Here is an 8,435-nt window from a genome sequence, read left to right on the forward strand (position 1 = left end):
ATATAAGCATATCAAAAAAAGCAGAAGATATCTAATCCATTTCGGAATAAATATCTTCTGCTTTTAAGTTAATGACATTGTGAAAATACTAAGTTTGTAGCAAGTGAACTTTCCCTTACTCTTTCCCTTGTGTTACATTTTCCCATTGCTTTTCATGAACCTTAATATGGGAAAAATTAAGGGAAAGAAAATTTCATAACACAATATAACATATAACAATAACGACATGGTGAACTGATTGAAATGTTTTCGATATTTAACTCTGTAACTGATTATCAAAAGAAAATGGAGATAAGATACGATGAGAACAATTTATGCAGAATATAATATAAACCACGATAGTATTGATGTTTACACAAGTGCTGGATATATGCTTCGCATTGATTGCTGGGAAGCTGAAAAAAATTTAAAAACCACATATGGATCAGAATGTGCGCTTACTTCATTGGCTGTGGATGAGCCTTTGGAATATGCAAGATTATATCTTGATGGCAATTTACAGATGTGGGTGGATACAGAAGATTCATTAGAACTTTATTAAGCAAGAAGTGAGATAGTGTTGTAGGGAGTTTCCTGTAGTTAAAGATACCACACCCGATATGATGAACCCACGCTTCTACACTACCAGCTATGATAAAAGAAAGGACAGCAATTTGACACTGCTGTCCTTTCTTTTATAAAATTGCAGTACACAGAAAAAAGCTGTAAAATGAAAAATATATTTGTCCTTGTAACAATTCTCGGACATTTGCCTGTTATACTATCTGCAAAAAGAAAAGGAAGTGATAATATGAAGCATATTTTAATTGTCGAAGATGATAATCTTTTGAATAAAACGCTTACTTATAATTTGGAATTGGACGGTTACACAATAACTTCTGTTCTGAATGCAAGGACAGCCGCTGAATCATTAAAAACAAACATTTTTGATTTGGTATTGCTGGATATAAATTTACCAGACGGAAATGGTTATGACCTATGCCGTCTTATCAAGCCAGAGCATCCTGATACAGTAGTTATATTTCTAACTGCCAACGATCAGGAAAGCAATCAGATACGGGGATATGAAGCTGGTGCAGTGGATTATATCACGAAACCTTTTTCGATTAGTGCTTTGCAGCGAAAAATCAAAGCCATGTTCGCTATGTTGGAGCATCACAAACCAGCTAAGGATATTTACGAGGATGGTAGCTTGTTTCTGGATTTTTCGGAACAATTTGCAAGTTTGAACGGGAAACCATTAGCACTTTCTGCGATGGAATATAAAATGTTGAACCTATTTCTTAAAAATCCGAAGCAGGTACTTACTCGCCAACAATTTTTAGAAAAACTGTGGGATGTTGATGAAAAATATGTAGATGAACATACCCTTACTACTTCTATCAGCCGTATTCGCAGTAAGATTGAAGCGGATGGCGACACATATATCAAAACGGTTTATGGTATGGGGTATCAATGGACAGGAGGCGAAAAGAAATGAATCTGAATAACCTTTCTGCTAAGAAAATTTGTAGACTGGTTAGTGCTGGCATGGTTTTCTCTATGCTGGTAATTACCGGTATTTTCGGCGGTATAATGCAGGATATACGAATTTTTATAGTGGGTGGAACATTGACACTCTGTGCGTTTTTCTGGATTTGGCTATTGGTGCTGATTTTTGGAAAACGCCTTTCTCATTTTACTTCTAATTTGTGCCGGACGCTGGACAACATGATTGATGGAAACGAGGAATTACAAAAGTCAAATGATAGTGAAACTCTTTTTGCCCGTATCAACCACCGCTTAATTCGGTTGTATGAGATTATGCAGAAAAACCGGCACAAGGTAGACATGGAACGACAGGAGCTTCAAATGCTGATTTCTGATATTTCACATCAAGTTAAAACGCCTGTCAGCAATTTGCAAATGGTAACGGACACACTTTTAACAAAGCCTGTTTCAGAAGAAGAACGGATGGACTTTTTACAAGGCATACGTAGTCAGACTGATAAACTGGATTTTCTGTTCCAAGCACTGGTTAAAACGTCCCGGTTGGAAACCGGAGCAATACGATTAGAAAAGAAAGACAGCAGCTTATTCCATACGCTTGCACAAGCCATGAGCAGTATTGTATATGCCGCAGAGAAAAAAGAAATTGCTGTATCCGTGGATTGCCCGGAAAATTTGATAATCTCCCATGACAGCAAGTGGACAAGCGAAGCCCTTTTCAATCTGCTGGACAATGCAGTAAAATACACTCCGTCAGGTGGAAAGATTTCTGTATCAGTGGTTCAGTGGGAAATGTACGTAGAGGTCAAAGTGACCGACACCGGCAAGGGCATTTCAGAAAGCAATCAGGCTGCCATCTTCCGGCGCTTCTATCGTGAGGAAGAAGTACACGATCAACAGGGTGTGGGAATAGGTTTGTATTTGGCTCGTGAGATTGTAACAAGGCAAGGGGGCTATATCAAGGTTGTTTCAGAGCTGAGGCAAGGCTCAGAATTTTCTATTATGCTTCCTGTAAGGTAAGATATAACCACTTTTTTTGAAATGTCCGAGCGTTGTAACATTTCACTCTGATTTTCGATAAAAATTTTTTCTATCTCGGACATTTGTGTAACATTTGTGGTTTACAATGGCTTTATCAACAGATAGAAAGCCTTGAAAGGAGCATTTGAATATGAGCATTTTACAAACAATCGACTTAAAGAAGTATTACGGCACAGAACCAAATATTACTCGTGCCCTTAATGGTGTAAATTTTACTGTGGAACAGGGAGAATTTGTTGCCGTAGTTGGAACTTCCGGCAGCGGTAAGTCTACATTGCTTCACATGATGGGAGGACTTGATACCCCCACTTCCGGCAGCGTGATTGTACGGGGAGAAGAACTCGCAAAAAAGAATGATGATGAATTGACAATTTTCCGCCGTCGTAACATCGGATTTATCTTCCAAAATTATAATCTGGTTCCGATTTTGAATGTATATGAAAATATCGTCCTGCCTGTGGAACTGGATGGCGATACAGTAGACCAGAAATTTATGGACGAAGTTGTGTATATGTTGGCTTTAGAAGATAAACTGGAAAATATGCCGAACAATCTTTCAGGCGGTCAACAGCAACGTGTAGCGATTGCACGAGCTTTAATTACGAAGCCTGCGATTATCCTTGCTGATGAACCGACCGGAAATCTTGATAGCAAGACCAGTGCAGATGTGTTAGGGCTTTTGAAGCATACCAGCGGAGAATTTAATCAGACCATTGTAATGATTACTCACAATAACGAGATCGCTCAACTCGCAGACCGCATTGTACGGATTGAAGATGGTAAAATTGTTGGCTAAAGGAGGTGGGAATTATGAATTATCCTTTTGAAAATGATACCAGTGCAGTAATTAAAAAATTAGCACGAAAAAGTGTGCGTTTTGATAAGAAGAAAAACTTATTTTGCCTTTCGGCAATTATTGTAGCCGTTGCTATGATAATGATGTCGTTGCTCACAGTGCAAAATATCATTTATCAAAATCAGAAAGAAATCGAAGGATTACATCAAGGGATTTTCTTTGACATTACGCAGGACAGTAAAGAAAAGTTGTTAGCAAACGAAGAAGTAAAAAGTGTAGGACTTTCCTGTAATATCAAAACAGTGAAAGAAAATTCTAAAGAACTGTCTCTGATTTATTATGATGATGACATGCTTAGTTTGATTCCTGCCTTTGACGGAAAATATCCAGAGAAAGCAAGTGAAATTGCTGTTACAGATGCCTTTTTTGCCAGTGAAAATAAGTCTCCGGAAATCAACGCCATAGTTCAGTTGAATCTGGATGGTACTTTGAAGAATTATACTATTGTTGGTATTTATCATGATAAAACTTCTACCGCTTATCCTGTTTTTGTTTCACTTGAAAAATGCCGGGAATTACGTGGAAATAACCTGCTTAATGGATATGTTTGGCTTGAAAATGCAGATACCCTTACAAAAGACGAAGCAACAGAAATATTATCTCAAATTTCAGAGGAGACTGGACTGAATAATTGGACAGTCAGCAGTTACTATGATTATGTAAATACAACTTTGTCCTTCAGTAATTATGCGGTATATGGTGTAGTTGCTGCCATTTTGTTTTTAGCTGCCGCACTTGTAATTTACAGCATTTTCTATATTTCGGTTGGACAAAAAGTTGCTGAGTTCGGACAGCTTCGGACAATAGGGGCAAGTAAAAAGCAAATTTATAAAATAGTTCTTAAACAGGGTTATATGCTTGCAGTTCCGGGGATTTTAATTGGTAGTATCATGGGAACGATCATCAGCTATTGTCTGCAATCAAAAGGCTGGTCAGTATTTGCATTTATTGTTTCTCTATGTGGCGCATGCCTTTTTGGAATACTGCTTGTTTATATTAGTGTTCGTAAACCAGCAAAAATTGCAGCGAATACTTCTCCAATTTCCGCCCTGAAAAATCCAGTGGGAATTGTAAATTACCGCACTCACAAAAGACATCGTATTACGCCTGTATATTTAGCGAAAATCAGCTTTTCCAGAAACAGAAAAAAATCTCTATTGACCATTTTATCATTGGGACTGTGCGGAGTTATATTTTTCCTTGCAGCAAGTTATCAGAGTTCTTTTAATGCCGAGAGTATGGCTCGTTATTGGGATATGAAGTACGGAGATTTCAAAATCAGCATTGATTTAGAAAACGAAAGTGAAAATTTGGATGCTCTCTTGCAGAAAGAATATTTTTCTGATTATGTAAAGCGTGTTGGAGATATAGAGGGAGTTAGCAATATATTTACTTATGCTACCGTACCAGTTGATTTCTCAACAGACAATGATATTTCAGATAGCACCTTGATGCTCGGCTATAATGAAAAGGATTTGGCGTCGCTAAATGCAGCGGTTTTGTCTGGAAATATTACTGATGATACAGAATTAGTTGTAAGTGATCCCGAACGTATTTATGATGTTTACCATTGGAAACCTCAAATTGGGGATACTGTGACCTTTAATTTCAAAAATCATAGTGGTAAAACAATAACAAAAGCATTCAAAATTGGTGCAATCACTTCCAGCAATGATGGAATGGGTGGCTATATTTTCAGAATGCCGGAAAATATGCTCAAAGAACTTGCAGGTTATGACTGTACATACGCAATCGAAATACAAGCAGAAGCTGAATATCAGGAGATAATCGAGCAAGAACTCAAATTACTCGTTTCTGACAATAGGGATGTTCGCTTACAAACCCTTCAAGATTTTATTGTAGAACACCAATCAGACAATCGTGCAGGTTTTACATTAGCTTATGCGATTGCAGCCATCTTGTGGATATTTGCGGTCATCAATCAAATCAATCTTACTGTGACAAATCTTTTATCACAGAAACAGGAAATGGGCACACTAAAATCTATTGGTATGACAAATAAGCAGTTGAAGCAAGCATTTATGATGGAAGGTCTTTTTACTACTTTGATTGCATTGCTTATAACTGCTGTTGTTGGAATCCCCGGCGGATATGCAATCGGTATATTTTTGAAAAATGCAGGCATGTCTACGGGATTTGTATTTCCGGTTGTTGCTTTTACTCTTTTTGCTGTTGCTATGTTTATGCTTGAAAGTTTGATGACAATATTGCTTATTCATTCATGGAAGAAGCAATCTGTTATTGCAATAATGCGAAATTGATGATAGAAAGCTTTTCATATCTCGGTCAGCTCCACAATTACATTACTCTGCTGATACAGCCAGTCCGTAAATTCTTTCGGGCTGGCTGTTCCTGTTTTTACAGCCTTTTTTCTCTGTAATACTTCTTTTCATACAGTAAATTTTCACTAGGCTGGTATGGAGTAATTTTACTGTCTATACAGTAAGTTGAAAATACTAATATGGTCTTTTTTCTAACCAAACTTTAAGATAACATCTAATTCCAACATATGCGCCCTGCGAAAGTACGAAAAGCAATAGAAGATTTACTGACAGTACTTTTTTGATTGATTCTCCAAAATAAATGACAATAGCAACACTTGTCAGTATCATTAGTAGAGTAATAACATCCCAACAGTTTTTCTTATATAATTCTATAACCTTTATTTCTATCAGTATCGCCAGCATCCCTGTTCCTGCCATACATATTCCTACAATCAATATTAGCAATAACCAATATACCATTCCGGCTATAAAAGCATTTGGAATTTTTGTACTAATCTGTGCCGCAGAATGCCCGGCATCAATCGTCCATCCGACAAAGGTTTGTATGAATGATGCTAAATCATTGAAGAATGATTTACAATCGACAAGGAACATATCTGACTGTACTGCCTGAAAAAGAGTGGTTGTCAACGAATACCATGCAAGAAGGAACAAGGTTGTTTGGAACATTACCGTTTTTGCTTTATACTGTCCTGCAAGTCGCTCTTTTTGTGTTTCGTATTTTGCTTTTGCATTCTGATAGGCTGTCCGGTTACAGGCTTCACATTTTTCATAGAGTACCGGCTTTTCTACCGGTATTTCTACGATTTTCTGATGTGTCCGGGCATAATCCCGTTCCTGTGTTAAATAGCATATTTTATCTTGACATTCCTCTATCATGACGTTTGCGCTTCGCAACTTCTCTTTCTCGATCCGCAATGCTCTGTCTGCCAGCTTCAAGTCGTTCTTTAATGCTTGAATATTCCCGGCTCTGTTCTCTTTGTTTAATTTCTCGTTCAAGGTCAGAGATTCGCTGAGCTGCGTCTTCAGTTCCACGATAAGCTGTTCTTTCTGTTCTAGTTCTTCTTGTATCTCCTCGGTCAGGAGCAGAAGTTCTTCCAACTGTTCGGCGTTCTTTGATTCTCTGGATTCGTTCATCTATATCACGTCCTTTCTCTATCTGCTGTTCCAGTTCAGCAATTCGGTGTTCTGTTTCAGTAATAAACTGTTTTCGCTGTTCAGCTTCTGTGCCAATTTCTGCCATTGCTGATTTTCGTTTTCCAAAAGCTCTATCTTCGTTTTCTGTTCTTCCATCTTGGAAAGCAGTTCCTCGGTATTTGGCAAAATGTTGAGCAGCTCGGATAACTCGTTGTTTAATTTTTGTAATTTCTGATTCTGTTTTTGCATAAGAGAGAGTTGAGTGTCCCGGTTCTGCATTTCCAGAATCATTTCTGCCATTAGGTTCTGCTGTTCTTCGATTTGACCAATCATGGATTCCATTAAGGGTATAATTTCCCGGCTTTCTTCTAATGTCATTTAATCGCTCCTTCCATAATGATAATGCACCCGATACTTTCCCAAAGGTGTTTAGTATCTTTTGCAATAACGTGTTTTGTTGTTTTATGATTTGATTTTCCGCTACTTTCCACGAGCCTTTTATTTCCTGCCCGGCAAAAAACTTTTGTTCAATCTTTCTTGCGTCAGCTCCTTCATGGATGGTAGGAATCTGGAGTTTTCCCTGCTTTTCATAAGAACGATGATCAACTTGATTATGCAAAGGCAGATGTTCATTACATACCTTTGCCCATTCACTCCGCCACAGTTCACAATTTTTTGGATTGTTCCATCCAGTAGCATCGGTCAGCACCCGTTTCCATTGCAGGCGGTTTCTTGCTCCAATCTTCTGAATTCCGTTTTCGTCTAATACAGGGATACGGATTCCATGACGGTCAGGGTTTTTCTTATCCTGCCACCAGTTCGGATGGGATTCATCAATCACGATATTTCCGTTTTTATCTCTGACAAAATCCCAATCCTTGACTTCTTTCTTTCCCCAAGAATGATCCGGGTTAAAAGGACGCATAGTTAGAAGCAGATGGACATGGGGGTTGCCATCCCCTTTGTCGTGGATACTCCAATCAGCGCACATTCCTCTATCTACAAAAGTTTTTTGGATATAGTCGGTTGTATATTGAATTTGTTCCTGTCTGCTCCATTCTTTGGGGAGGGCAAATTCAAATGACCTGCCAAGTTGGGCATCTGCATTTTTTTCAATCTTCAATACCTCATTCCATAACCTCTGTTTCTGAAATGTGATTTTGAATTTTTTTAAAGCAGCTTCTTTATCTTCTGACCTTTTGTATCGGACAGATTTTTGAAAGCGTTTTATATTTTCTTCTGGTACTATCTGCCATTCAGGAGGTGCGTTTTCGCACATCATCAGCCGGGTGTAGACCACTTCTTTTTTAGAAGTGTAATAACTGATTCTCCCTGTTTCCTCGTTTTTCATCACATCCCCATTGAGATATGCGGAAGCGGAGATAACAGATTTCCCTTTACTTCGTCCGACTATTTTGATTGTGTAATGAAAAATCGCCATGTCTGGATTCCTCCTTTCTGACGTATCCGGCATAGATTTCCGGCAACATTGCTTTCAGTTTTAGAAAAAGCAGCATTGCCGGAACTCCCTCTGCGTAAGAGTGCCCTGCGCATAGCAGCCTGCATGGAATGCGCCTCTCTGGCGAAGAGTGCCTCCTGCGGCATGA

Annotated in this window: 7 protein-coding genes; 5 read left to right on the forward strand and 2 right to left on the reverse strand. The window is 38.4% G+C overall.

Going from position 1 to position 8,435, the window contains the following annotated elements; translation table 11 throughout:
- Nucleotides 1-301 precede the first annotated feature (301 nt).
- From GPK88_RS17820 to GPK88_RS17840, 5 genes are all read left to right on the forward strand, one after another.
- A complete protein-coding gene (locus GPK88_RS17820) occupies nucleotides 302-541 on the forward strand; it encodes a DUF6061 family protein (RefSeq protein ID WP_006859036.1) in 240 nt (79 codons plus the stop codon).
- Nucleotides 542-790: 249 nt separating this feature from the next.
- A complete protein-coding gene (locus GPK88_RS17825) occupies nucleotides 791-1,480 on the forward strand; it encodes a response regulator transcription factor (RefSeq protein ID WP_009265522.1) in 690 nt (229 codons plus the stop codon).
- Nucleotides 1,477-2,508: a sensor histidine kinase gene (locus tag GPK88_RS17830; protein WP_006859034.1), complete on the forward strand. Its 1,032-nt coding sequence runs from the start codon at nucleotides 1,477-1,479 to the stop codon at nucleotides 2,506-2,508. Before GPK88_RS17825 ends, GPK88_RS17830 begins: the two co-directional genes overlap by 4 nt.
- A gap of 151 nt (nucleotides 2,509-2,659) precedes the next feature.
- Nucleotides 2,660-3,325: an ABC transporter ATP-binding protein gene (locus GPK88_RS17835; RefSeq protein ID WP_006859033.1), complete on the forward strand. Its 666-nt coding sequence runs from the start codon at nucleotides 2,660-2,662 to the stop codon at nucleotides 3,323-3,325.
- Between the two features lie 14 nt (nucleotides 3,326-3,339).
- Nucleotides 3,340-5,667, forward strand: a complete 2,328-nt coding sequence (locus GPK88_RS17840) for an ABC transporter permease (RefSeq protein WP_006859032.1) — start codon at nucleotides 3,340-3,342, stop codon at nucleotides 5,665-5,667.
- 195 nt (nucleotides 5,668-5,862) lie between these two features.
- On the opposite strand, the gene GPK88_RS17845 is transcribed toward GPK88_RS17840, so the two are convergent.
- Both GPK88_RS17845 and GPK88_RS17850 read right to left on the reverse strand, forming a co-directional pair.
- The gene (locus GPK88_RS17845) at nucleotides 5,863-6,570 is read right to left on the reverse strand and encodes a DUF6040 family protein (protein WP_008394183.1); all 708 of its coding nucleotides are present in this window, start codon (nucleotides 6,568-6,570) and stop codon (nucleotides 5,863-5,865) included.
- Nucleotides 6,548-8,269, reverse strand: coding sequence for a MobA/MobL family protein (locus GPK88_RS17850; protein ID WP_156724234.1), 1,722 nt, complete (start codon nucleotides 8,267-8,269; stop codon nucleotides 6,548-6,550). The genes GPK88_RS17845 and GPK88_RS17850 overlap by 23 nt, the downstream gene beginning before the upstream one ends.
- Nucleotides 8,270-8,435 lie beyond the last annotated feature (166 nt).

Source organism: Blautia sp. MCC269 (genome assembly GCF_018785655.1).
Classification (GTDB): Bacteria; Bacillota; Clostridia; order Lachnospirales; family Lachnospiraceae; genus Blautia_A.